General features: G+C 71.8%; 21 protein-coding genes. 15 read left to right on the top strand and 6 right to left on the bottom strand.

The annotated features are described in order from the left end of the window. The first annotated feature begins 2 nt into the window (after positions 1 to 2). The 4 genes from CGQ25_RS16415 to CGQ25_RS16400 all read left to right on the top strand — a co-directional run bounded on the left by CGQ25_RS16415 (position 3) and on the right by CGQ25_RS16400 (position 4,878). On the top strand, positions 3 to 560 hold the full coding sequence (locus CGQ25_RS16415) for a hypothetical protein (RefSeq protein ID WP_208710897.1): 558 nt from the start codon (positions 3 to 5) through the stop codon (positions 558 to 560). Further along, entirely contained in the window at positions 557 to 2,764 is a 2,208-nt protein-coding gene (locus CGQ25_RS16410; RefSeq protein WP_255405392.1) for a bifunctional polysaccharide deacetylase/glycosyltransferase family 2 protein, read from the top strand. Before CGQ25_RS16415 ends, CGQ25_RS16410 begins: the two co-directional genes overlap by 4 nt. Positions 2,765 to 2,766: 2 nt before the next feature. Next, positions 2,767 to 3,588, top strand: a complete 822-nt coding sequence (locus CGQ25_RS16405) for a CoA transferase (protein ID WP_208710896.1) — start codon at positions 2,767 to 2,769, stop codon at positions 3,586 to 3,588. A 93-nt stretch (positions 3,589 to 3,681) separates the two neighbouring features. Continuing rightward, entirely contained in the window at positions 3,682 to 4,878 is a 1,197-nt protein-coding gene (locus CGQ25_RS16400) for a M20 family metallopeptidase (protein WP_255405391.1), read from the top strand. A gap of 80 nt (positions 4,879 to 4,958) precedes the next feature. On the opposite strand, the gene dctA is transcribed toward CGQ25_RS16400, so the two are convergent. Together dctA and CGQ25_RS16390 are read right to left on the bottom strand one after the other, a co-directional pair. Continuing rightward, the gene (dctA, locus tag CGQ25_RS16395; protein WP_208710895.1) at positions 4,959 to 6,311 is read right to left on the bottom strand and encodes a C4-dicarboxylate transporter DctA; all 1,353 of its coding nucleotides are present in this window, start codon (positions 6,309 to 6,311) and stop codon (positions 4,959 to 4,961) included. Between the two features lie 57 nt (positions 6,312 to 6,368). Beyond that, positions 6,369 to 7,505: a PrpF domain-containing protein gene (locus CGQ25_RS16390; protein ID WP_208710894.1), complete on the bottom strand. Its 1,137-nt coding sequence runs from the start codon at positions 7,503 to 7,505 to the stop codon at positions 6,369 to 6,371. Positions 7,506 to 7,631: 126 nt separating this feature from the next. On the opposite strand from CGQ25_RS16390, the gene CGQ25_RS16385 reads away from it, so the two are divergent. From CGQ25_RS16385 to CGQ25_RS16355, 7 genes are all read left to right on the top strand, one after another. Then, positions 7,632 to 8,585 carry a LysR family transcriptional regulator gene (locus tag CGQ25_RS16385; RefSeq protein ID WP_208710893.1) on the top strand — a complete coding sequence of 318 codons (954 nt, stop codon included), beginning with the start codon at positions 7,632 to 7,634 and terminating at the stop codon, positions 8,583 to 8,585. Positions 8,586 to 8,638: 53 nt separating this feature from the next. Then, positions 8,639 to 8,977, top strand: a complete 339-nt coding sequence (locus CGQ25_RS16380; RefSeq protein ID WP_255405390.1) for a hypothetical protein — start codon at positions 8,639 to 8,641, stop codon at positions 8,975 to 8,977. Between the two features lie 128 nt (positions 8,978 to 9,105). Next, positions 9,106 to 11,229 (top strand): MDR family MFS transporter, encoded by a 2,124-nt coding sequence (locus CGQ25_RS16375; RefSeq protein WP_255405389.1) that lies wholly within the window; start codon positions 9,106 to 9,108, stop codon positions 11,227 to 11,229. Positions 11,230 to 11,234: 5 nt separating this feature from the next. Next, positions 11,235 to 11,831 (top strand): TetR/AcrR family transcriptional regulator, encoded by a 597-nt coding sequence (locus CGQ25_RS16370; protein WP_208710891.1) that lies wholly within the window; start codon positions 11,235 to 11,237, stop codon positions 11,829 to 11,831. Positions 11,832 to 11,897: 66 nt separating this feature from the next. Beyond that, a complete protein-coding gene (locus CGQ25_RS16365) occupies positions 11,898 to 12,167 on the top strand; it encodes a hypothetical protein (RefSeq protein ID WP_222703669.1) in 270 nt (89 codons plus the stop codon). Between the two features lie 13 nt (positions 12,168 to 12,180). Then, positions 12,181 to 13,212: an aldo/keto reductase gene (locus CGQ25_RS16360; protein ID WP_208710890.1), complete on the top strand. Its 1,032-nt coding sequence runs from the start codon at positions 12,181 to 12,183 to the stop codon at positions 13,210 to 13,212. A gap of 99 nt (positions 13,213 to 13,311) precedes the next feature. Then, positions 13,312 to 13,494: a hypothetical protein gene (locus tag CGQ25_RS16355; RefSeq protein ID WP_208710889.1), complete on the top strand. Its 183-nt coding sequence runs from the start codon at positions 13,312 to 13,314 to the stop codon at positions 13,492 to 13,494. 59 nt (positions 13,495 to 13,553) lie between these two features. On the opposite strand, the gene CGQ25_RS16350 is transcribed toward CGQ25_RS16355, so the two are convergent. Continuing rightward, positions 13,554 to 14,219 (bottom strand): hypothetical protein, encoded by a 666-nt coding sequence (locus tag CGQ25_RS16350; protein WP_208710888.1) that lies wholly within the window; start codon positions 14,217 to 14,219, stop codon positions 13,554 to 13,556. A 214-nt stretch (positions 14,220 to 14,433) separates the two neighbouring features. On the opposite strand from CGQ25_RS16350, the gene CGQ25_RS16345 reads away from it, so the two are divergent. Genes CGQ25_RS16345 through CGQ25_RS16330 form a run of 4 tightly spaced genes read left to right on the top strand, consistent with a single transcriptional unit; the run spans position 14,434 to position 17,412 of the window. After that, positions 14,434 to 15,195, top strand: a complete 762-nt coding sequence (locus tag CGQ25_RS16345; protein WP_208710887.1) for a Pr6Pr family membrane protein — start codon at positions 14,434 to 14,436, stop codon at positions 15,193 to 15,195. A 53-nt stretch (positions 15,196 to 15,248) separates the two neighbouring features. Continuing rightward, a complete protein-coding gene (locus CGQ25_RS16340; protein WP_208710886.1) occupies positions 15,249 to 15,983 on the top strand; it encodes a Pr6Pr family membrane protein in 735 nt (244 codons plus the stop codon). 9 nt (positions 15,984 to 15,992) lie between these two features. Further along, positions 15,993 to 16,595, top strand: coding sequence for a dihydrofolate reductase family protein (locus CGQ25_RS16335; protein ID WP_208710885.1), 603 nt, complete (start codon positions 15,993 to 15,995; stop codon positions 16,593 to 16,595). Position 16,596: 1 nt separating this feature from the next. Further along, entirely contained in the window at positions 16,597 to 17,412 is an 816-nt protein-coding gene (locus CGQ25_RS16330) for an IclR family transcriptional regulator (protein WP_208710884.1), read from the top strand. Positions 17,413 to 17,415: 3 nt separating this feature from the next. Here the strand turns inward: CGQ25_RS16330 and CGQ25_RS16325 are convergent, their stop codons facing one another. The 3 genes from CGQ25_RS16325 to CGQ25_RS16315 all read right to left on the bottom strand — a co-directional run. After that, complete coding sequence (locus CGQ25_RS16325; protein WP_255405388.1) at positions 17,416 to 18,891, bottom strand: aminotransferase class I/II-fold pyridoxal phosphate-dependent enzyme; 1,476 nt, start codon at positions 18,889 to 18,891, stop codon at positions 17,416 to 17,418. Then, positions 18,891 to 20,153: a cytochrome P450 gene (locus tag CGQ25_RS16320; RefSeq protein ID WP_208710883.1), complete on the bottom strand. Its 1,263-nt coding sequence runs from the start codon at positions 20,151 to 20,153 to the stop codon at positions 18,891 to 18,893. Before CGQ25_RS16320 ends, CGQ25_RS16325 begins: the two co-directional genes overlap by 1 nt. 239 nt (positions 20,154 to 20,392) lie before the next feature. Further along, a partial coding sequence (locus CGQ25_RS16315; RefSeq protein ID WP_208710882.1) for an aldehyde dehydrogenase family protein occupies positions 20,393 to 20,617 on the bottom strand: 225 nt, incomplete at its 5' end.

The following is a 20,617-nucleotide window of genomic DNA, read 5'->3' as shown; positions in this document are numbered from 1 at the left end:
CGATGACGGCATCCCCTGGACCCCAGACCAGCCCCCTGCCCGTTCTGCAGACTCCCGACCCCGGGCCCGACCCTCTGGCCGGACCCATCTTCGTCGACTCCACCGGACGCAGGCTGCGTCGGGTGCGGGCCATCTGGATCCTCGCCCTCGCCATCGTGGCCGCCTATGCCCTGCTCCTTGCCGTGGCGCTGCTCGGCGGCCCGAACGTCGCCGCCCCCTACCTTCCCCGCCAGGCCGTGGGCGCCCCCGCGCCCTCCGCCCCGCCGTCCCCGGCTCCCTCCTCGGCGGCGACCGCGGACGCGCCGGAGCCCCCTTCCGTGGCCCGGGCGCAGGCGGCCGCCCATCCCGCGGGCAACGAGCCGGCGGCGGTTCCGCAGCCCGGTGCGGTCCAGGCGCCGGCGACAGCGGCGCCCGCTCCCGCGACCACGGCGGCTCCGGCGCCCCCTGTGCAGGCAGCCGCGGCGGCTCCGGCCCCCTCCGCCGCGGCGTCGGCCGTCAACGGCAAGAGCGACACGGCTCCGGGCCAGAGCACCCGCCCGACCGCCCCCGCGCACCCGTGACGGCCCCGGCACTCGACCCGGCCACGCGGCGTCGTGCGCGGGGCAGCCGGGGCGCGCAGCCGGCCCGAGTCCGCGCGCACTGGCTCGTCCTCGCCATCACGATGCTCGCCCTGGGCCTCGCTCTCACGGTCCAGGGGTATGTGGGGCGCTCGGCCACCTATGCGGACCAGTCGACCGGCGCCGACGCCGGAGCCGCCAGCGTGCCCACCGCCGTCTCGCACGGCGGCCCGGTGATCGACGCGCGCGGCGGCGCGGTCCAGACGGCCGGCCCCGCCGACGGCACGCTCGCGCTCACGTTCGACGACGGCCCGGACCCCGTGTGGACGCCGCAGGTCCTCGACGTCCTCGCCAAGCACCACGTCCATGCGACGTTCTTCGTGGTCGGCTCGGCCGCGATCGACCACCCGGACCTCATGCGCCGCATCACGGACGAGGGGCACGAGGTCGCCGTCCATACCCTCACCCACGTGGACCTCGGCAACGCCCCCGCCTGGCGCCGAGACCTCGAGATCGAGGGCGCCCAGCAGGCCATCGCCGGCGTGACGGGGCTGTCCCCCTCGCTCCTGCGCCCCCCGTACAGCTCGGACAACGAGTCGGTCAGTGACGGCACGTGGTCCGCCATCCGCTCCGCCGCCGACCAGGGCTACCTCACCGTCCTCAGCACCCTCGACAGCAAGGACTGGCAGCGTCCCGGCGAGCAGGCGATCCTGCAGAACCTCGCCCTGCCCGGTCCGGACGCGCGGCAGCGCCCGGGCCAGGTGGTCCTCATGCACGACGGCGGCGGGGACCGTGCGCAGACCGTCGCCGCCCTCGATTCCTTCCTCACGGACGCCGCCGCCCGGGGGTACCGGGCGACGACGGCGGGCGACGCCGTCGGCGTCGAGAGCACCCGCCCGACGAGCCTGGCCCAGGAGGTGAGCGGCACGGCCTTCGTGTGGGGCGTGCGGCTGAGCGACTGCGTGGTCACCGCCATCTCCTGGGCCCTTGTGGCCGCCGGCGCCGTGACGTTCGCCCGGGCCGTGCTCGTGATCGGCTTCGCCGCCCGCCACAGCCGCGAGGCCCGGCGGAGGCGGCGGGCTGGGCGGGGCCGGCGCACGGTCGGGGTCCTGAGCCGCCCCGAGGTTACCGAACCGGTCACCGTGATCGTCCTGGCCTACAACGAGTCGGCCGGCATTGAGGCCGCCGTCCGCTCGATCGCCGCCTCCACGCACCCGGTCGAGATCATCGTGGTCGACGACGGGTCGACCGACGGCACCGCGGACCTCGTCGACGCGCTCGGGCTGCCCGGCGTCGTCGTGATCCGGAAGGAGAACGGCGGGAAGCCCTCGGCGCTGAACGAGGGCCTGCTCGCCGCGAGCCACGAGATCGTGGTGATGGTGGACGGCGACACCGTCTTCGAGCCGGACACCGTCCACGCGCTCATCCAGCCGTTCGCGGACCCGCGCATCGGTGCCATCTCCGGCAATACGAAGGTGGCCAACCGCGGCGGCATCCTCGGGGCGTGGCAGCACATCGAGTACGTCGTCGGCTTCAATCTGGACCGCCGGCTCTTCGACCTCGCCGAGTGCATGCCGACCGTGCCCGGGGCGATCGGTGCGTTCCGGCGCGACGCGCTCCTCGCCGTCGGCGGCGTCAGCGACGACACGCTCGCGGAGGACACCGACCTGACCATGGCGCTGTGCCGCCACGGCTGGCGGGTGGTGTACGAGGAGAGCGCGCGGGCCTGGACCGAGGCCCCCGCGACGCTCGGCGCGCTGTGGAAGCAGCGCTACCGCTGGTGCTACGGCACGCTGCAGGCCATGTGGAAGCACCGCGGCGCCGTCGTCCAGCGCGGGGCGGCCGGGAAGCTCGGCCGGCGGGGGCTCGGATACCTGCTCATGCTGCAGGTCCTGCTGCCGCTCTTCGCACCCATCGTCGACGTGTTCGCCGTCTACGGTCTAATCTTCCTGGACCCCTTCCGCATCGCGGCGCTGTGGCTCGTCTTCCTGCTGGTCCAGCTGCTCATGGCCGCGTACGCGTTCCGGCTCGACCGGGAGCGGCTCGGTCCGCTGTGGACGCTGCCGCTCCAGCAGTCCGTCTACCGTCAGCTCATGTACCTCGTCGTCATCCAGTCCGTCGTCACCGCCCTCGCCGGTGTCCACCTGCGCTGGCACCGCATGGAGCGCTACGGGAGCCTGACGGTCCCGCCGGCGGCGAAGGCGTAGACGTGGAGCCGCTCGCGGGCACCACGGTGGTGTGCCTGGCGGTGAACCTCCCCGGCCCGCTCGCCGCGGCGCGGCTGGCCGCTCTCGGCGCGCGCGTCGTCAAGGTCGAACCGCCGGAGGGAGACCCCCTCGCGACCGCCGCACCGGACTGGTACCGGGAGCTGGTGGCCGGCCAGGACGTCGTGGCACTGGACCTCCGGCACGACGCCGGCCGCGACCGGTTCGCGGAGATCCTCGCCGGCGCCGGGCTTCTGCTCACGGCGATGCGGCCCTCGGCCCTGGCCCGCCTCGGGATCCCGGAGGCGGTGCGGCGCCTCCGGCTCGGCCACGTGGAGATCGTGGGCTTCGAGGGCGACGACGCCGAGCGCCCCGGCCACGACCTCACCTACCAGGCCCTCCACGGGCTGCTGAGCCCGCCGTCGATGCCGCGTGTCCCGGTGGCGGACCTGCTCGGAGCCGAGCGCGCCGTGTCCGCGGCGCTGCTGGCCCTGCTCGAACGGGAGCGGGGCGGGGACGGCAGCCACGTCCGGGTGGTTCTCGACGACGCCGGCCGGGACGCGGCCGCCGCGGTACGGCACGGCCTCACTGCCCCCGGCGGCGTGCTCGCCGGTGGCCTGGCCGGCTACGGCGTCTACGCCACCCGCGACGGCTTCGTCGCCGTCGCCGCCCTCGAGCGGCCCTTCGCTGAGCGGCTCGCGGCCCACGTGGGCCTCACGCGTGAGGACCTCGTCCGGCGGTTCGCGGGGGAGACGTCCGCGCATTGGGTGCGGCTCGGCCGCGACCTCGACATCCCCATCGCGGAGGTCCGGGGCCCCGCGGGCTGAAGGTCCCTGGGGCGGCAGCGGACGGGTGCGGCGCGCGGGGAGGCTGCCGGGTGCATGATGGGCAGCACGAGAACCCACACGAGGGGAGCGGCTGTGTCCGAAGAAGACGGTGCCGACCTGGTGGCCCTGCGCCGTGAACTCCACCAGGTCCCGGAAACCGGCCTCGACCTGCCCAAGACCCAGGGCCTCATCCTCGAGGCGCTCCGCGGCCTCGACCTCGACGTCACGACGGGAACGCGCACGACGTCGGTCACAGCCGTCCTGCGCGGCGAAAACCCAGGTGACGCCCCGGCCTGCGTCTTGCTGCGCGGGGACATGGATGCCCTGCCGCTGTCCGAGAGCACCGGGCTGTCGTTCGCCTCGCGCAATGGCTCGATGCACGCCTGCGGGCACGACCTGCACATGGCCGGGCTGGTCGGTGCCGCCCGGCTCCTGCATGCCCGGCGCGCCCAGCTGCAGGGGGACGTCATCTTCATGTTCCAGCCGGGAGAAGAAGGGTTCAACGGCGCTCAGGTCATGATCGAGGAAGGCGTCCTCGACGCCGCCGGCCCCCGGCCGTCCGGCGCCTACGGCCTCCACGTCGTCTCCGACTCCGTGGCCGGGGTGTTCACCAACCGCCCCGGTCCCTACATGGCGGCCTTCGACCGGCTCGACGTCGTCATCAACGGGCGAGGCGGCCACGGCGCGCGCCCCTTCCAGGCGCTCGACCCGATCCAGGCCGGCGCCGAGATCATCGGGGCCCTCCAGACCTACATCACGCGGCGGTTCGACGTCTTCGACCCGGTCATCCTCACCGTGGGCGAATTCCACGGCGGGACCGCGCCCAACGTCATCCCGGACAGCGCCTACTTCAGGGCCGGCATCCGCTGCTTCACCCCTGAGGTCGAAGACCGTCTGGAGCGCGAGCTCCCCGAGCTGGTCACCGGGATCGCCCAAGCCCACGGGCTCACCGCGGAGGCCGAGTTCCGGCGCACCCTCCCCGCCACCATCAACGACGCGGAGCACGCCGAGTTCTGGGCATCCACCGCGCAGGACCTGTTCGGCGGGAGCCGCTTCGAGACCCTGCTCAACCCCAAAGCGGGATCCGAGGACTTCTCGAGGGTCCTCCAGGAGGTCCCAGGCTCCTACGGGCACCTCGGAGCCGGTTCACGGGACATGGACCCCGCGGACTGGGCGCCGATCCACTCCGCACGGGCGGTCTTCGAGGACAGCGTCCTTCCGGACCACGCCCTCTTCCTCGCGACCCTCGCGGAGCGGCGCCTCCGACTCGCCGCGGCGGCCTCCGCCTAGAGCGGCGAACGCGGGAGTGCTCCGGAGCCCTTGGGGGGCCCCGGAGCACTCGGTGCTGGGCGTCGGTGGGTTGCTGGGCGTCAGTGCGCGGCCACGGGGACTGCGGCGCCCTGCTTCTCCGCCTCCGTCTGTGATTGCGGCTCGGTCGCTGACTCCGTCTCAGCCTCCGTCGGCACGAAGCCCGAGCTGAGCTCGGCCCGCAGGACCTCGGTGTCCAGGGCCTTCTCCCACCGCGCCACGGCGATGCAGGAGACGATGTTGCAGATGGTGCTGGTCAGGGCGCGGGCCTCGCTCATGAAGCGGTCGATGCCGACGATGAGTGCGACGCCCGCGACCGGCAGGGTCGGCATGACGGCGAGGGTGGCCACGAGGGCGACGAAGCCGCTTCCGGTGACGCCCGCGGCGCCCTTGGAGGTCAGGAGCATCATGCCGAGCATGAGCAGGATCTGGTCCCAGCTGAGGTGGATGTCGCAGGCCTGGGCGATGAACATCGAGGCGAGCGTGAGGTACACGGCGGTGCCAGTGAGGTTGAAGGAGTAGCCGGTCGGGACCACGAGGCCTACGACGCCGCGGTTGCAGCCGATGCGCTCGAGCTTCGAGAGCAGCCGCGGGAGCACGGGCTCGCTGGACGAGGTGGCCAGGACGATGAAGATCTCGTCCTTGAAGTAGCGCAGGACCTGCCAGAGGCTGACGCCGTTCATCTTGGCGAGGATGCCCAGCCCGATCACGACGAAGGCGATGCAGGCGGCGTAGAAGGCCAGGATGAGCAGGCCGAGGTTGCCGATGGAGTGCGCGCCGTACTTGCCGACGGTGAAGGCCATGGCGCCGAAGGCCCCGATGGGGGCGACCTTCATGAGGTAGCCGAAGATGACGAACAGGAGCTTGTTGAAGCTGTTGACCACATCCAGGGCGAGCTTGCCGGCTGAGCCGAGCCGGGTGAACGCGAAGCCGCAGAGGAGAGCGATCAGGAGCACGGGCAGGACCTCGCCGTCGGCGAAGGCGCCCACGAAGGTGGTCGGGATCAGGCTCAGGAGGAAGTCCACCGGGGTGTTGTTGTGGATCTGGCTCGTGTACTTCGCCGCGACGCCGGCGTCCAGGTGGGCCGGGTCGACGTGCATGCCCGCGCCCGGCTGGAACAGCATGACCGAGGCGAGGCCGAGGGCGAGCGCCAGCGCGGTGAGGGCGTAGAAGAGCCCGAGCGAGCGCAGCAGCGTGGGGCCGATCTTCTTGGTGTCGGTCAGGGAGGTGATGCCGCTGACGATGGTGCAGAACACGATCGGGGCGATCATGAACTTCACCAGCTTCACGAACCCGTCGCCGAGCGGCTTCAGGTCTGCGCCGAGGTCGGGCCAGAGTGCGCCGACGAGGATGCCCAGCCCGACGCCGATGAGGACCTGGACGTAGAGGTGCCCGAGGATGGCTTTGATCTTCATTGAACAACTTCCTGGAGTTCTGCCCTGTCCATGATGACAGGGGGCTGGTGATGGGTGCTACGCCGTCTGGGCGAGCGGCCGTGCGACGTCGATGTCGGCGACGGCGAGCTGGCGGGCCGCCCGGTGGAGGGCGACTTCAGTGACGGCTCCGGAGCCGTCGGTGATGGCTTCGGTGGTGATGACCCCGGCCGGCGTGCCGATGCGCAGGAGCCTCGTGCTGCTTCCGGTGTCCACCGGGGACAGGGCGTCGGCAACCACCGATCCGGCCACCGCCCCCGCAAGGGAGACCGCGACAGCCGAGGTCAGGCCGATCGCGGGGTGGGGTGCGAGCATCGAGAGCATCCGCACCCGCACGTCGTGGCTGTCCGCCGCGATCCTGGTGCCGTCCGCCGCGGTGTAGTCCGCGGCAGGGGCGACGACCCCGACCTTCGGGATCGCGTTCTGCGGCGGATCCTCCGGCCTCCGCAGCCCCATGGCGACGCCGGCGGCGGCCCGGGCGGCGAGGAGCTGGGGCAGGTGGTCGGCCAGGCCGGAATCCATCCTGGACAGGTCGATCCCGGCCTCGTCCGCGCGGAGGAAGACGGCGGGAGCCCCGGCGTCGACCATGGAGGCGGTGAGTACCGTGTGGCCGACGGCGAGCCGGTCAGCCGGGCTGCCGGTGGGAAGCACCGCTCCCGTCGTCTGCCCCCACGGAGCGTGGAAGGACAGGCTGACCGGCACGCCGGGAGCGTCGCTGCCCGGCACCGTGGCCCGCCCGGAGGTCGGGATCCGACGGCCGGGGGTCGCGATCGTCCCGGTCAGGACCGCGCCGGTGTTGAGGTTGCGCATCCGGACGCGGGTGCTGCCCTCCGCGGGGGCGACAACGCCGGCCTGGACCGCGTACAGGGCGATCGCGGTCGCGCAGTTGCCGCAGTTGGACCCGAGCTCGACGGTCGGCTCCCCGATCCCCACCTGCGCGAACAGGTAGTCGAGATCGGCAGGGCCGTCCGGGGTGGCGGTGATGATCGCGGCCTTGGAGGTCGTCGAGGTGCCTCCGCCGACGCCGTCGAGCTGGCGGGCGTCCGCCGCACCGAACGCGTCGGCCAGCAGCCCGACCATCTCCTCGCGGGTGTCCGCGTGCTGGGCCATGTCCTGTGCGTCGAAGAGCCAGCACTTGCTCGTGCCGCCCCGGTACCAGTGACCGCGTAGTTGCACGGCCGTCTCCTTCGTGTCGTGGGGTGTTGCGCCTCACAGCGCCTGCTCCTTCTACGATCGGGGCGGCGAGCCTTCAGCACAATCACGAAGAATTCGACCACTGTCTATTCCTGCTAAAGTCTCGATATGGCTGACCTCGATCTGCGCCGTCTCCACCTGCTGCGCGAGGTGGCACGCCTCGGCTCCCTGACCTCCGCCGCGGCGGCGCTCTCCTTCACGACGTCGGCGGTCTCCCAGCAGATCGCCAAGCTCGAGCAGGAGATGGGCGTGGCCCTGCTCGAGAGGCGCCCCCGGGGGGTGGCCCTGACGGAGGCCGGCACGGCACTGCTGCGCTACGCCGACGACATCGACAGGACGATCGACGCCGCGCGGGCGGAGATGGACGAGTTCGCGGGACTGCGGCGCGGACAGCTCCGGATGGGCACTTTCCCCACGGTGGGCGCCTCCCTCATGCCCGACGTCGTGCTCGCGTTCCGCGCGCGCCACCCTGACGTGGCCGTCACGGTCGTCAGCGCGCGCCGCGGCGGCCTCATCGAGCGGCTGAAGAGGCGTGACATCGAGCTGACGCTCCTGTGGGACTATCCGTGGGAGCGGATTGAAGACGACGAGCTCACGGTCACGCCCCTCATGAGCGACCCCACCGTGCTCCTCGTGCCCCGCGAGCACCCGCTCGCCGACGCCGGGCCCGTGCGCGTGGCAGACCTGCGGGACCAGGAGTGGGTCGTCCGCGACGAGCACCCGGTGGCCGACGTCCTCAGCCGGGTCTGCCGCGACGCCGGCTTCGAACCGCGCATCGCCTTCGCGGCCAACGACTACCAGGAGACGCAGGGCATGGTGGCGGCGGGCATCGGGATAGCCCTCGCTCCCCAGCTTGCGCTCTCCGCCCTGCGCCCGGACATCGTCTCCGTCCCCATCGAGCGTTCCCCCAACCGCCGGATCCTCCTGGCCCACCTCGCCAACCGCCGCCTCAGCCCCGCAGGGCAGCAGGCCGCCGTGGTCTTCCGCTCGACTGCGCGGCGCGCCCAGGGCCGTAGCCGGCAGGACCTGTCGCGGCCGGTTCAGCACCCCGACGCCGGGTAAGCCTCCCGCGGACGGCGCGTCCCGGCGTCGTGCGTTCGGAAGGAGGAACTGCGGTGAAGCTGAACAGGAAGGCGTACGAGAACGCGAAGGCGCTCGTGCGCGAGGGCAAGGTGGTGCGGGACTCGCGGGACGACTGGAGCGAGCATGCGCCGTCGGCCAAGGAGCTCAGTGCGTACCTCGACAAGCACGGCGAGGACGAGTACGCGAAGTGGTTCCTCGGCGTGGACGACGACGAGGGCGGGACGAAGGGACGCTACAAGTTCCCCTTCAGCGACCTCGCGAAGGTGCACCGGTGCGCCGTGATCTCGGGGGAGAGCCGCGCCTCGCAGTACGGCCACGACGAGATCCGCGAGGCCCTCGGCGACCTGCTCAAGCGGATCGACGAGGGGTAGCGCCAGCGCGTGGTGACGGATTCTTGCAGAGTGTGTAAACTTGCAGAGTCTGCAAAGTTGCCTCGGCGAACGACTGCGCTCCCAGGCCCTCTGACTCCTGAACCCCTCTGACAGATTCGGACACCTCCATGTCTCACGCATCGGCAGGCTCCCCGGCGACAGCTGCGCCGTCGGACGCCGTCATGACCCAGCGGCAGATCATGCTGGTCATCTACGCCCTCATGGCGGGGATGTTCCTCTCGTCCCTCGACCAGACCGTGGTCGGCACCGCGATCCGCACCATCGGGGACGACCTCCACGGCCTCGACCAGCAGGCCTGGGTCACCACCGCATACCTCATCACCTCGACGATCACGACGCCGATCTACGGCAAGCTCTCGGACATCTTCGGCCGCCGCCCGCTGTACATCTTCGGCCTCGCGGTGTTCATCCTGGGCTCGTTCCTGTCCTCGTTCTCGACCTCGATGATCATGCTCGCCGGGTTCCGGGCGTTCCAGGGCATCGGCGCCGGTGCGCTCATGTCGCTGCCGCTCGCGATCATGGGCGACATCCTCGCCCCGCGCGAGCGAGCCAAGTACCAGGGCTTCTTCCTCGCAGTCTTCGGCGTCTCCTCGGTGGTGGGCCCGCTGATCGGCGGCGTCTTCGCCGACGCGAACCAGATCATGTGGATCTCCGGCTGGCGCTGGGTGTTCCTGATCAACGTGCCCATCGGCATCCTCGCGCTGCTCATGGTCCTCGCGTTCCTGCACCTGCCGAAGTTCCACAAGCACGAGGCCCCGCGGATCGACTGGTGGGGGGCCACCGCCGTCGTCGTCACGCTCGTCCCGCTGCTGCTCGTGGCGGAGCAGGGGCGCGAGTGGGGCTGGGACTCCGCGGCGTCGATCGCCTGCTACGTGATCGGCGGCGTCGGGCTCGTCGCGTTCATCGCTATCGAGCGAGCCATGGGCACGGATGCGATCATCCCCCTGCGGCTCTTCCGCTCGCGCACGTTCTCGATGGCCACCGTCCTCGGCTTCCTCGTGGGCTTCGCGATGTTCGGGGCCATGCTCACGCTCCCGCTGTACCTCCAGCTCGTCACGGGCCTCACGCCCACCGAGTCCGGCTTCGCGACGCTGCCCATGATCGGCGGCCTCATGATCGCCTCGATCGCCTCCGGCCAGATCGTCTCCCGCACCGGGAAGTACCGCATCTTCCCGGTCACGGGGACACTCCTCGTCGCGATCGGCTACCTCGTCCTGACGTCCATGACGGTCGACAAGCCGCTCTGGTACCTCATGATCGCGATGTTCCTCATCGGGCTCGGCATGGGCCAGCTCATGCAGTCGCTCATCCTGGCCTCCCAGAACTCCGTCACTCCGCGGGACATGGGCGTCGCCACGAGCTCTGCCACCTTCTTCCGGCAGATCGGCGGGACGCTCGGCACGGCCGTGCTGCTCTCCGTCCTCTTCGCGACGATGTCGACCAACATCAGCTCCGCGATGCAGAACAAGGACGACCTCACGAGCGCCCTCGACGCCGCCCTCACGCCCTCGGTCGCGTCCAATCCCGCGAACAGCGGCGTCATGGAGAAGATCTGGAACCCCATCGTGGGCCCGGTGAAGGAGCAGGTGCAGTCCGGGCTCGACCAGGGCGCCACGGCTGCCAAGCAGGCCGCTGATCAAGCGGTGACGCAGCAGGTGACCGCCGCCGTCCAGAAGCAGGTGGCCGCCGGGGTGCTCCCGGAGTCCGCCGCCCAGGGTGTCATCGACAGCCAGGTCGCCGCTGCGAAGCCGGCCGCCGAGCAGCAGGCCCTCGAGGCCGCGGCGCAGAAGGCGGGCGCCGCCGTCGAGAACGGCCGCCTCGTGGTGGACTACTCCGACCAGGCGCAGCGGTCCGCGATCGTGGACAGGCTCGTGCCGACGATGGTCGACAAGCTCAAGGACGGGTCCTCGTCCGAGGGGTCCTCGTCCTCCACCACCTCGGACACCTCCTTCCTCAAGGGCGCCGACGCACGCCTCACCCGGCCGTTCATGGTGGGCTTCAACGACTCCGCGGTGAGCATCTACTGGGTCGGGTTCGGGATCACGGTCCTCGCGTTCGTGCTCTCGTGGTTCTTCAAGGTCCCGCCGCTCCGCCAGCGCTCGGCGCTCCAGGAGCAGGCCGACGCCCGCAGCACCGCAGAGGACCTCGAGTCCGACGCCGCCCTGGCCGCCGCCGAGACCGGCTCGCCGACCGGCCCCGACACCGGCGTGATCCGGGTCCACCGGGGGTGAGCGGGATGGAGGGCGGCACGGCGCACGACGACGCGCCGGGAACCCTGCGGGAGCGCAAGAAGGAGCGGACGCGGCGGGCGATCCACGACGCCGCGTTCGCCCTCGCCGCCGAGCGCGGCCTCGCGCAGGTCACGGTCGCGGACGTCTGCGCGGAGGCGGGCATCTCCGAGCGGACGTTCTTCAACTACTTCCCCTCGAAGGCGGCCGCGACCCTGGGACTCCCCGCCACGGCGCTGTCCGAGGAGCAGGAACGCCGGTTCCTCGAGGCGCACGGCACCCTCGTGGACGACCTCTGCGAGCTCGTGGCCGGGATCGCCGGCGGCCCGGAGGGCGACATCCCGCGCATCAAGGAGCTCATGGGCTTCGAGCCGGACCTCCTCGCCGCCCTCCACCAATGGTCCTCGGGGGCGCGCAAGGGAGTGATCCGCCTCGCCGAGCAGCGCGCGACGTCAGAGACGGCGCGCCTCGCCGTCGCGCTCGTCTTCGCGGCGCTCATGCTGCACGCCGACGCCGCCTACTCCGCGGGGACGGGCCGGGCGACTCCCGCGCAGCTGCGCTCCACCGTCTCCCGGCTCTGTCAGGTCGGGGGGTCCGGCGTTTAGGATCCGACCCATGGGGGTACGCCGACTCATTGGAGTATGCCGATGAGGATCCTAAGGAGGCAGGACATGACTGACGAAGTGCCTGAGGCAGACGCAGTGGAGCAGAGCATTCCCGCAGGTCCCGTCACGCCCGACGAACCCGCCGCCGGCACCCCGCTGGAGGCCTCCGAGGCCGACTACCTCGAGCAGCGCACCTCCGCACTGCCCGGCGGGGGCGCGCCCGCTGCCAGCACGGATCCGGAGGCGAACGAGGCCGACCTGCTGGAACAGGCCGAGCCCTTGCCTGATGATGACGACGACTACCCGCCTGCGGGCAACGACGAGTACGAGGACTAGGAAGGGCGCGCGCATGGAGTACCGCACACTGGGGCGCAGCGGCGCCGCCGTCTCCGCCTTCGCCCTCGGGACCATGACGTTCGGCGCGGAAGCCGACGAGCCGACGTCGCACGCCCTGCTCGACGACTACGCCGCCGCCGGGGGGAACTTCCTCGACACGGCCGACGTCTACAGCCGGGGCACCTCGGAGGAGATCATCGGGCGCTGGCTCGCGGCCAATCCCGACCGGCGGGACCAGATGGTCATCGCGACCAAGGGGCGGTTCCCCATGGGGGAGGGGCCCAACGACCTCGGGACGTCCCGCCGCCACCTCCGCACCGCGCTCGACGCCTCGCTGCGGCGGCTCGGCGTCGACCACGTGGACCTGTACCAGATGCACGCGTGGGACCCGCACACGCCCATCGAGGAGACGCTCCGCTTCCTCGACGACGCCGTCTCGGCGGGGAAGATCGGCTACTACGGCTTCTCCAACTACCTCGGCTGGCAGATCACCAAGGCCGCCTACGAGGCCAAGGCCCACGGCTGGGCCGCTCCCGTGACGCTCCAGCCGCAGTACAGCCTGCTCGTGCGCGGCATCGAATCCGAGATCGTGCCCGCCGCGCTCGACGCCGGCCTCGGCCTCCTGCCCTGGTCTCCCCTCGGCGGGGGCTGGCTGAGCGGGAAGTACCAGCGCGACACCCAGCCAACGGGCGCGACGCGGCTGGGCGAGAACCCGCAGCGCGGCATGGAGGCGTGGGGTCCGCGGAACGCGCGGGAGAAGACGTGGGAGGTCATCGAGGCGGTCGCGTCCGTGGCGGGGGAGCACGGCGTCTCCTCGGCTCAGGTCGCGCTGCGGTGGGTGGCGGACCAGCCCGCAGTGACGTCGGTGATCCTCGGCGCCCGCACGCGGGAGCAGCTCGCGGACAACCTCAAGGCCGCCGACCTCACGCTCACCGAGGAGCAGTCCGCCGAGCTCACGAAGGTCAGCGAGCCCGAGCTCGACATCTACCCGTACGGCGGCCGGGCCATCGAGCAGCGCAGCCGCAAGATCGAGGGCGGGCGGTAGGGACCGTTCCGGGGCAGCGCACCCCCGGTTCAGGGTTGACCCGCGCGGTGACGGGTAGCTTCCGGAGGACAGACGCCCCCAGCGGAAAGGAGAACCGGGATGAGCGAAGAGCAGCCTAAGGGTCTTCACCCCGACGAGGAGCAGCCCGACGTCGAACGGCTGGACGGGTTCCAGCACGACACCGGCATCGCCTCGGACGAGAACGACGCAAAGGCCAGGGACCTTGAGGAGAAGGCCTACGGCGACGAGGACGACGCTCCCGACGTGCCGCTGCCGGGGTAGGGGCGGGACGCAAACCGGCCGCCCGACGAGTCCCGTCGGGCGGGCGGCTCCGTTATGGTTCAGCCCTGGGTCGTGCCGCTGGAGGCGCTCGGGCTGCTCGAGCCGTTCGACGACGAATCCGACCCGCCGCCGTCGTTCATGTGGCCCTGGCCGAACCCGGTGTCCGTGGTGACGGTCGCGTAGTCGGCGCTGACCTCGTACTTCACCCTGGTGCCGTTGGAGGTCGCGACAACGTCGAACGAGCCGTCGGAGTCCTTCCACGACCTCTCGATCGTCGCGCCGGCGTCCTTGGCCTTGACGGCCGCCGTGACTTTGGCGAGTTCGTCGTCGGTGAGGGCGGCCTCCTGACCGCCCATGCCCCGGCCGGCGTGGTCGTCTGCCGTGACGGTCGCGTAGTCCGCGCTGACCTCGTAGCGGACGGTGGTGCCGTTGGACGTCGCCATCGCGTCGAACGACCCGTCCTCGTCCTTCATCACCTTGGAGACCTGGGCGTTCGCGTCCTTCGCCTGGACGGCTGCTGTGACCCTGGCGGTCTCGTCGGCCGACGCGTCGGTGTGCTGGTGCCCTCCACGGCCCTGAGCCGTTCCGGAGCCGGCGGTGCCGCTCGACGACGGCGACGGGCTGGGCGTGGACGCCGCGTTCGCGACCGCGGCCCCACCCCCGATGAGCCCGGCGACGGCGACGGCCGACGCCGCGGCGTAGCCGATGCGCTGGGTGATCTTCATGGTGTGCCTCCTGTGGTCACACGCGGCGTGGTCTGCCGCGATGTCCACTCCACGATGCCCGGCGAACCTGTCATTCACCTTTCGAGGGGTTATGCCGGGCGTGAGAGTCTGCTGGGGAAGCACTGCAACGACGCTCGGCGCTCGAGCGGCTCAAGCTGTCGAGGCGGACCTTCGGCTCTGGAAAGAGTGCCGGCCGTGGACCAGACTGGGCCCCATGAGCGGCCCAGCGACGGCTAACCCTCCCCTCGAGCGCGACCTCGGCTTCAACCACGCGCTGCACCCCGACCGGCCGTGGATCCGCCTGGTCCGCGCAGCGACCGGGCTCGCGATGCTCGCCTCGCTCGCACAGGAGACCTACGACGCGACCCAGCCGGGCAACTCGGTGGACATCCCGCAGCTCTTCTCCCAGTTCACCTTCCACTCGAACCTCGTCCTCGGGATCATGTTCCTCGTCGCGGCGACGCGGCGGGGCGAGGCGCTGCCGCGCTGGTGGGACCACGTGTCCGGGGCGCTCGCGTTCTACCTCGTGATGACGGGCATCGTGTACGCCGTGCTGGTCGCCCCTCCGGGCGAGCCGTGGTGGACGCTCAACCTCTACTGGCCGTGGATGGTCACCCATAAGATCGCGCCGGCGGTCGCCGGCCTCGACTGGCTCCTCGTCACGCGCACCACCCGCGGGCCGTGGTGGCGGCCGCTCGTCTGGATGGGCTACCCCGCGGCCTTCCTCACGTTCTCGTGGATCCGCGGCGCCCTCGACGGCTGGTACCCGTACGACTTCCTCAACCCGACGCTCGACGGCGGCTGGTCGGCCGTGCTGGTGGCTGCCGCCGAGGTGCTGGCCGCCTTCCTCGTGGTCGGCGTCGTCGTGCACGCTGCGGGGAACGCCAGGGCCGCGCTCGCGGTGGGCCGCCCGCACCGCTGGGGCCCGTTCGGTCGCATGCACGGCGGGAGCAGGGCGGCCAGCAGAACGGCCTGACGCCCGGACCTTCGCCTCTGGGGCGGCCGGGCGCGGTGGCGGACACTGGCTGCATGAGCGGCCCATCGACGCTGAACCCCCCGGTCGAGCGGAACCACAGCCTCATCGGCGCACTGGACCCGGACCGGATGTGGATCCGACTGCTGCGCGCGCTGGTCGGACTCGCCCTCCTCGTGGCCCTCGTCCAGAAGACGCTGGACGCCACGCTTCCGACCAACGATGTCGACATCCCCCAGCTCTACTCCGAGTTCACCATCCAGTCCAACCTGGCGCTCGGCGTCGTGCTCATCGCCTCGGCCGCGTTCCCGCGGGCGGCGCTGCCGGCGTGGTGGGACCACCTCTTCGGGGCGCTCGTGTTCTACCTCGTCATGACGGGCATCGTGTACGTCGTGCTCGTCGCGCCCCCCGATGAGCCGTGGTGGACGCTGGACCTCTACTGGCCGCAGATGCTCCATCACCGCATCGCCCCGCTGTTCGCGCTGCTCGACTGGCTCGTCGTCAACCGGACCGTCCGCGGCCGCTGGTGGCGCCCGTTCGCATGGATGGTCTACCCGGCCGCGTTCCTGGCCTTCTCGTGGATCCGCGGCGCCATCGACGGGTGGTACGTCTACGACTTCCTCGACCCGACGCTCGACGGCGGGTGGGCGGCCGTGTTCGTCTCGACCGGCCAGGTGCTGCTCGGCTTCCTCGTCGTCGCCGTGCTCGTGCACCTCGCCGGGAACCTCCGGGTGGCGCTGGGGCGGCGTGCCGAGCATCTGGGGCGCGCCCACCACGGGCGCCCCTCCTAGGATGTCCGCATGAGCTCGATCGTGGTCCAGGCGTTCATGACGCTCGACGGCGTCGTCCAGTCGGCCGGCGGCCGGGACGAGGACCGTGACGAGGGCTTCCCCTACGGCGGCTGGCAGAACGACTACGACGACGAGCTCGGCACCGAGATCGTCCGGGAGTGGGAGAGCAAAACCGAGGCGCTGCTGCTCGGGCGCGTGACATACGAGATCTTCGCCGGCTCGTGGGGCGTGTGGGACGAGGACGCACCCGGCCTGCAGGGGGAGCTCACCCGCCGGTACAACCGCATCCCCAAGTACGTCGCCTCCCGCACGCTGGCGGACGCCGCCTGGAAGAACACACAGCTCCTCGGCCCCGACGTGCCGGAGGCGGTGCGCAGGCTCCGGGCGCAGCCCGGCGGCGAGATCCGCGTCTGGGGGAGCACGCAGCTGGTCAGGACCCTGGCCGAGCACGACCTGGTCGACGAGTACCGGCTCCTCGTCTACCCGCTCGTGCTGGGCACCGGCAAGAGGCTCTTCGCCGAGGGGTTCCCCGCCTCCCGGTTCGCCCTGGCCGAGTCCCGCGCCCTGCCGTCCGGGATCGTTCTCTGCGTCTACCGCCGCGACGACCGCTGAGATGGCCAACAGCTCCACGGGCGAGTCGGTGATCCGCCGGGTCGTGCGGATCATGGACGCCTTCACCCGCGACCAGCCGGCCCTCACCCCGGCCGAGCTCGCCCGCGCAGCCGGCCTCTCGACGTCGACCGCCCATCGCCTCGCCACCGACCTCGCCGCCGAGGGCCTCCTGGCCCGGACTCCCGACGGCCGCTTCGCCGTCGGCGCCCGGCTGTGGGAGCTGGCGGCGCGCTCCACCCCGCTCGAGGAGTTCCGCCGCCGGGGCCTGCCCTTCCTCGAGGGCGTCCACGCGGCCGTGCGGCAGCACGTCTCCCTCGCCGTGCCGGATCTGGACACCGGCACGGTCCTGTACGTCGAGCGGCTCGACCAGCACGGCAATGCCGTGAAGAACCTCGGGGAGGTCGCCGCGCGCCTCTCGCTGACAGAGACCTCGCCCGGCCTCGCGATCCTCGCCTTCTCCCCGCCCAACGTGCGCGAGCGGGCGCTCGCCCCCGCGGCCCCGGCGGACTCGGGCGGGTCCGCGCACGACGCCGCGCCCGGCCTCCGCGCGGCCCTCGCCGAGGTGCGGCGCACCGGGTACTGCCGGCTGGCGGGCGTCCTCGTCGAGGAGAACGTCGGCTACGCCGTGCCCGTCTTCGGCGAGGGGAACGCCGTCGTGGGCGCGATCGCCGTGGTCATGCCGCTGGAGGACGAGCGGGCCGAGCTCGTCCTCCCGGTCCTGGTCTCCGCGGGCCGGGGGCTCTCGCGGGCGATGGGTGCCGAGCGGCGCCCGTACGGCGAGAGGGCGTGGCTGCGCCCGCGCGGAGACGGGCAGTAGGGGTCACTCGGGGACGACGCGGACGGTCTGGAGCTTCGGGTCCGCGGGGTCCGGCAGGTACAGCCCGGCCTCGAGGCCGCTGAGCAGGTAGTCCAGGATGGTCTGGCTGATGCGCTCACCCGGCAGGATCGCCGGCACCCCGGGCGGGTACGGGGTGATCTGCTCGGCGGCGATCCGGCCCGCGGCCTCGCCCACGGGGACCACCTCCACCGGGCCGAAGAAGGCCGCGCGCGGCTGCTGTGCCATCTCCGGCTCGAAGTCGGGCCCGTGCGGCAGCCTGATCTTCGGCGGCGTGGGCATCGAAGGCGCTGCACGGAGGAGCTGCTCGAGGGCCGCGAGGAGACGCTCGGCGCTCGCGTCGTCGTCGGCGGTCGTGATCACCGCCTCGACGCGGCGGTGGTCCACGAGGCTCATGTCGATGCGCTGCTCGGCGCGGAGCCAGTCCGAGGCCTGGTAGCCGCTGATCCCCAGACCGGTCACGTCGATGAGGATGTGCAGCGGGTCCAGGTCGTGGGAGGCCTCGGCCTCGAGCAGCTCGTCGTGGGGCACGTGCAGGCCCGGGAGGGCCTCGATGTCCGTGCGCAGGCGCTGGGCGAGCTGGATGGCGCGGTCCAGGAGCTCGGTCCCGTGGAGCGCCATCTGCCGGCGCCACCCGTCGATCCCCGCGTAGAGCATGACGTTCGAGCTGGTGCTCGCGAGGAGGTCGGCGCACTGCTGGAGCCGGACCGGGTCCACGAGCGATCCCTGCAGGTGGTAGACGGAGCCCTGCTCGAACCCCATGCCCATCTTGTGCACGCTCACGACGCAGATGTCGGCGCCCGCGGACATCGCCCAGGTGGGCAGGCCGTCGTGGAACGGCAGGTGGGCGCCCCAGGCTTCGTCCACGATGAGCGGTTTCCCGCGGGAATGGCAGATTTCGGTGATGGTCTCGAGGTCGGCGCACGTCCCGTAGGGGGTGGGGCTGACGATGAGCGCGGCGGCGGCGTCGGGGTGCCGCTCCCACATCTTCTCGACGGCCTCGGGCGCGGGAGGGTGGGCGAGGTGCAGGTCCTCGTCGTAGCGCACGGGGATCCACTGCGGGCGCAGCCCCGAGAAGAGGAGCCCCGCGGTGACGGACTTGTGGGCGTCGCGGCTGATGAGGATCTCCCCGTCGCCCTGGGTGACGGCCAGCATGGCGGCCTTGACCGAGAGGGAGCTGCCGCACGTGGAGAAGAAGGCCTGCTCTGCGCCGACGGCCTCGGCCATGAGCTTCTCGGCGTCGCTGAGGACGCCCCCGGAAGCCTTCCGGTCGTCGAGCCCGGCCGTGGCGAGGACGTCCGAGCGGAACGTGTCCCGGCCGAGGGCCTCGACCGTGCGGGGGTCCGCGCCGCGCCCCTGTCGGTGGCCCGGGGGCGTGAAGCCGTACCGGTCCAGCCGGTGGTACTCCTCGAGGGCCTCGAGCACCGGAGCCTTCGTCTGGTCCATCTTCTCCTGACCCATCAATGTCCCTTCGTCCGGGTGGGTGGCTGCCTGCGGGTGAGCACGACGCCGCTCCTCGGCGCCGCGGGCATGTGCCGCAGGTCGATCGTGAGGTCCTGGATGCGAGCCTCGAACTCGGGGTGCTCGCCGACCACGCGCGCCGCGGAGCTGATCAGGCTCAAGGTGGCGCCCTCGCCGGGGCAGCGGTGGCCCGTGACCACGTCGCCCCCTCCCTGGGGGATGAGGGTGTTCGGGTCGGGATTCCACCCGCGGAAGCGGTCGGGGTCGAAGCTCTCCGGGTCGTGCCACACCCGGGAGTCGTGGTTGGTCCCGTACAGGTCCAGGAGGGCCATGTCCCCGGCGTCGAACTCGTGGCCGCGCCAGGTGAACCGGCGCAAGGCCGTCCCGCCCACGAGGGGGAAGAAGGGGAAGTAGCGCCGCACCTCCTGCGAGAAGAGCAGCTCGTCCTCGGCGGAGCCTTCCGCCAGCCGAGCCCGCCAGAGCGGGCGCTGGATGAGGGCCACGACGGCGAACGCCATGAAGCGCCCGACGGCGACCACGGGCCGGAGCAGGTTGAGCAGCTCGACCGCCGCGACCGGTTCCGGCAGGAGCTGGCCGTGGTCGTCGCGGTGGAGAGCGACGGCGCCGGCTGGGCTTGCGCTGTCCTCCCCGGCACCGTCCTCGCGGAGCCCGGCGATCTGCTCGGCGGCCCAGCGCTCGGTGGTGACCCGCCGGCGTCGTGCCTTCCAGTTCGGTGGACCCAGCGATCCCGCCTTGTCCACCATGAGCCCGAATTCCTCCGAGCGCTGCTGCACGACCGCGGGCGCGGCCTCGAGGCCTGCCCAGCGGAGGGCCGCCTCCGTCAGGACGGCCCGCACCTCGGTGTCGAGCACGAAGCGCCGGCAGTCGGGCCTGCTGAGGGCTGCGTCGAAGGCAGCCGCGAACCTCTCGGCCAGGCGCTCCTCGGAGCGGTCCGTGAGCTGGTCGAGGAAGAGGCGCTTGCGGCGGTGGTGGGCCAGGCCCGTGAGGGTCTGGACGCTGCCCTCGTCCTGGAGGAGGTGCTGTGCACTGCGGGGGACCGCGTTCTCGCGGGTGAAGTTGAGCGGGTCGTAGAACGTGGCCGCCGCCTCGGCCCCGCGCAGACACACGACCGGGCGCAGCAGGAGCCGCGTGGCGAAGAGGTCCGTTCCGAGCCGGTCGCAGCGGGTGGAGATGAACGTGTAGCCCTCCCTGCGGAAGGCGAGCGTGCTGTCGGGGAGCCGTGGAGTTGCTGAGGGCGCCATGGACCCGGTCCTCCCGTCGAAGGTTGGTGTCGAGCAGGCACTACCCCGTGGGGAGGCATCCAAAAGGAGCGCGCGTGGTCGGGCCGAGCCGGTGGTTGAGCGGAGTCGAAACCACTTACGGGTTTCGACTCCGCTGCGCTCCGCTCAACCAGCGGCGCGGTCGGGCCGAGGCGGTGGTTGGGCGGAGTCGGAACCACTTGCGGGTTCCGACTCCGCCGGGCTCCGCTGAACCAGCGTGGCTAGTTGGAGGGGAAGCTGTAGGTGGCGCCGGAGGCGTGGGTGGGTTCGGGCCAGCGCTGGGTGATGACCTTGGCGCGGGTGTAGAAGGCCACGCCTTCCTCGCCGTAGATGTGCTTGTCGCCGAAGAGGGAGTTCTTCCACCCGCCGAAGGAGTGGTACGCGACCGGGACGGGGATCGGGACGTTGACCCCGATCATGCCCACGTGCACCCCGCGGTGGAACTT

Source organism: Sinomonas sp. R1AF57 (assembly GCF_002224485.1).
Classification (GTDB): domain Bacteria; phylum Actinomycetota; class Actinomycetes; order Actinomycetales; family Micrococcaceae; genus Sinomonas; species Sinomonas flava.
This window is presented reverse-complemented; position numbering and strand designations above follow the sequence as displayed.

What these genes read in the sequence shown, in the direction of transcription:
- CGQ25_RS16415 (WP_208710897.1), top strand. Translation starts at nt 3, where the DNA reads ATGACGGCATCCCCTGGACCCCAGACCAGCCCCCTGCCCGTTCTGCAG.
- dctA (WP_208710895.1), bottom strand. Translation starts at nt 6,311, where the DNA reads ATGAAGATCAAAGCCATCCTCGGGCACCTCTACGTCCAGGTCCTCATC.
- CGQ25_RS16385 (WP_208710893.1), top strand. Translation starts at nt 7,632, where the DNA reads ATGGCTGACCTCGATCTGCGCCGTCTCCACCTGCTGCGCGAGGTGGCA.
- CGQ25_RS16375 (WP_255405389.1), top strand. Translation starts at nt 9,106, where the DNA reads ATGTCTCACGCATCGGCAGGCTCCCCGGCGACAGCTGCGCCGTCGGAC.
- CGQ25_RS16370 (WP_208710891.1), top strand. Translation starts at nt 11,235, where the DNA reads ATGGAGGGCGGCACGGCGCACGACGACGCGCCGGGAACCCTGCGGGAG.
- CGQ25_RS16365 (WP_222703669.1), top strand. Translation starts at nt 11,898, where the DNA reads ATGACTGACGAAGTGCCTGAGGCAGACGCAGTGGAGCAGAGCATTCCC.
- CGQ25_RS16360 (WP_208710890.1), top strand. Translation starts at nt 12,181, where the DNA reads ATGGAGTACCGCACACTGGGGCGCAGCGGCGCCGCCGTCTCCGCCTTC.
- CGQ25_RS16355 (WP_208710889.1), top strand. Translation starts at nt 13,312, where the DNA reads ATGAGCGAAGAGCAGCCTAAGGGTCTTCACCCCGACGAGGAGCAGCCC.
- CGQ25_RS16350 (WP_208710888.1), bottom strand. Translation starts at nt 14,219, where the DNA reads ATGAAGATCACCCAGCGCATCGGCTACGCCGCGGCGTCGGCCGTCGCC.
- CGQ25_RS16345 (WP_208710887.1), top strand. Translation starts at nt 14,434, where the DNA reads ATGAGCGGCCCAGCGACGGCTAACCCTCCCCTCGAGCGCGACCTCGGC.
- CGQ25_RS16340 (WP_208710886.1), top strand. Translation starts at nt 15,249, where the DNA reads ATGAGCGGCCCATCGACGCTGAACCCCCCGGTCGAGCGGAACCACAGC.
- CGQ25_RS16335 (WP_208710885.1), top strand. Translation starts at nt 15,993, where the DNA reads ATGAGCTCGATCGTGGTCCAGGCGTTCATGACGCTCGACGGCGTCGTC.
- CGQ25_RS16330 (WP_208710884.1), top strand. Translation starts at nt 16,597, where the DNA reads ATGGCCAACAGCTCCACGGGCGAGTCGGTGATCCGCCGGGTCGTGCGG.
- CGQ25_RS16325 (WP_255405388.1), bottom strand. Translation starts at nt 18,891, where the DNA reads ATGGGTCAGGAGAAGATGGACCAGACGAAGGCTCCGGTGCTCGAGGCC.
- CGQ25_RS16320 (WP_208710883.1), bottom strand. Translation starts at nt 20,153, where the DNA reads ATGGCGCCCTCAGCAACTCCACGGCTCCCCGACAGCACGCTCGCCTTC.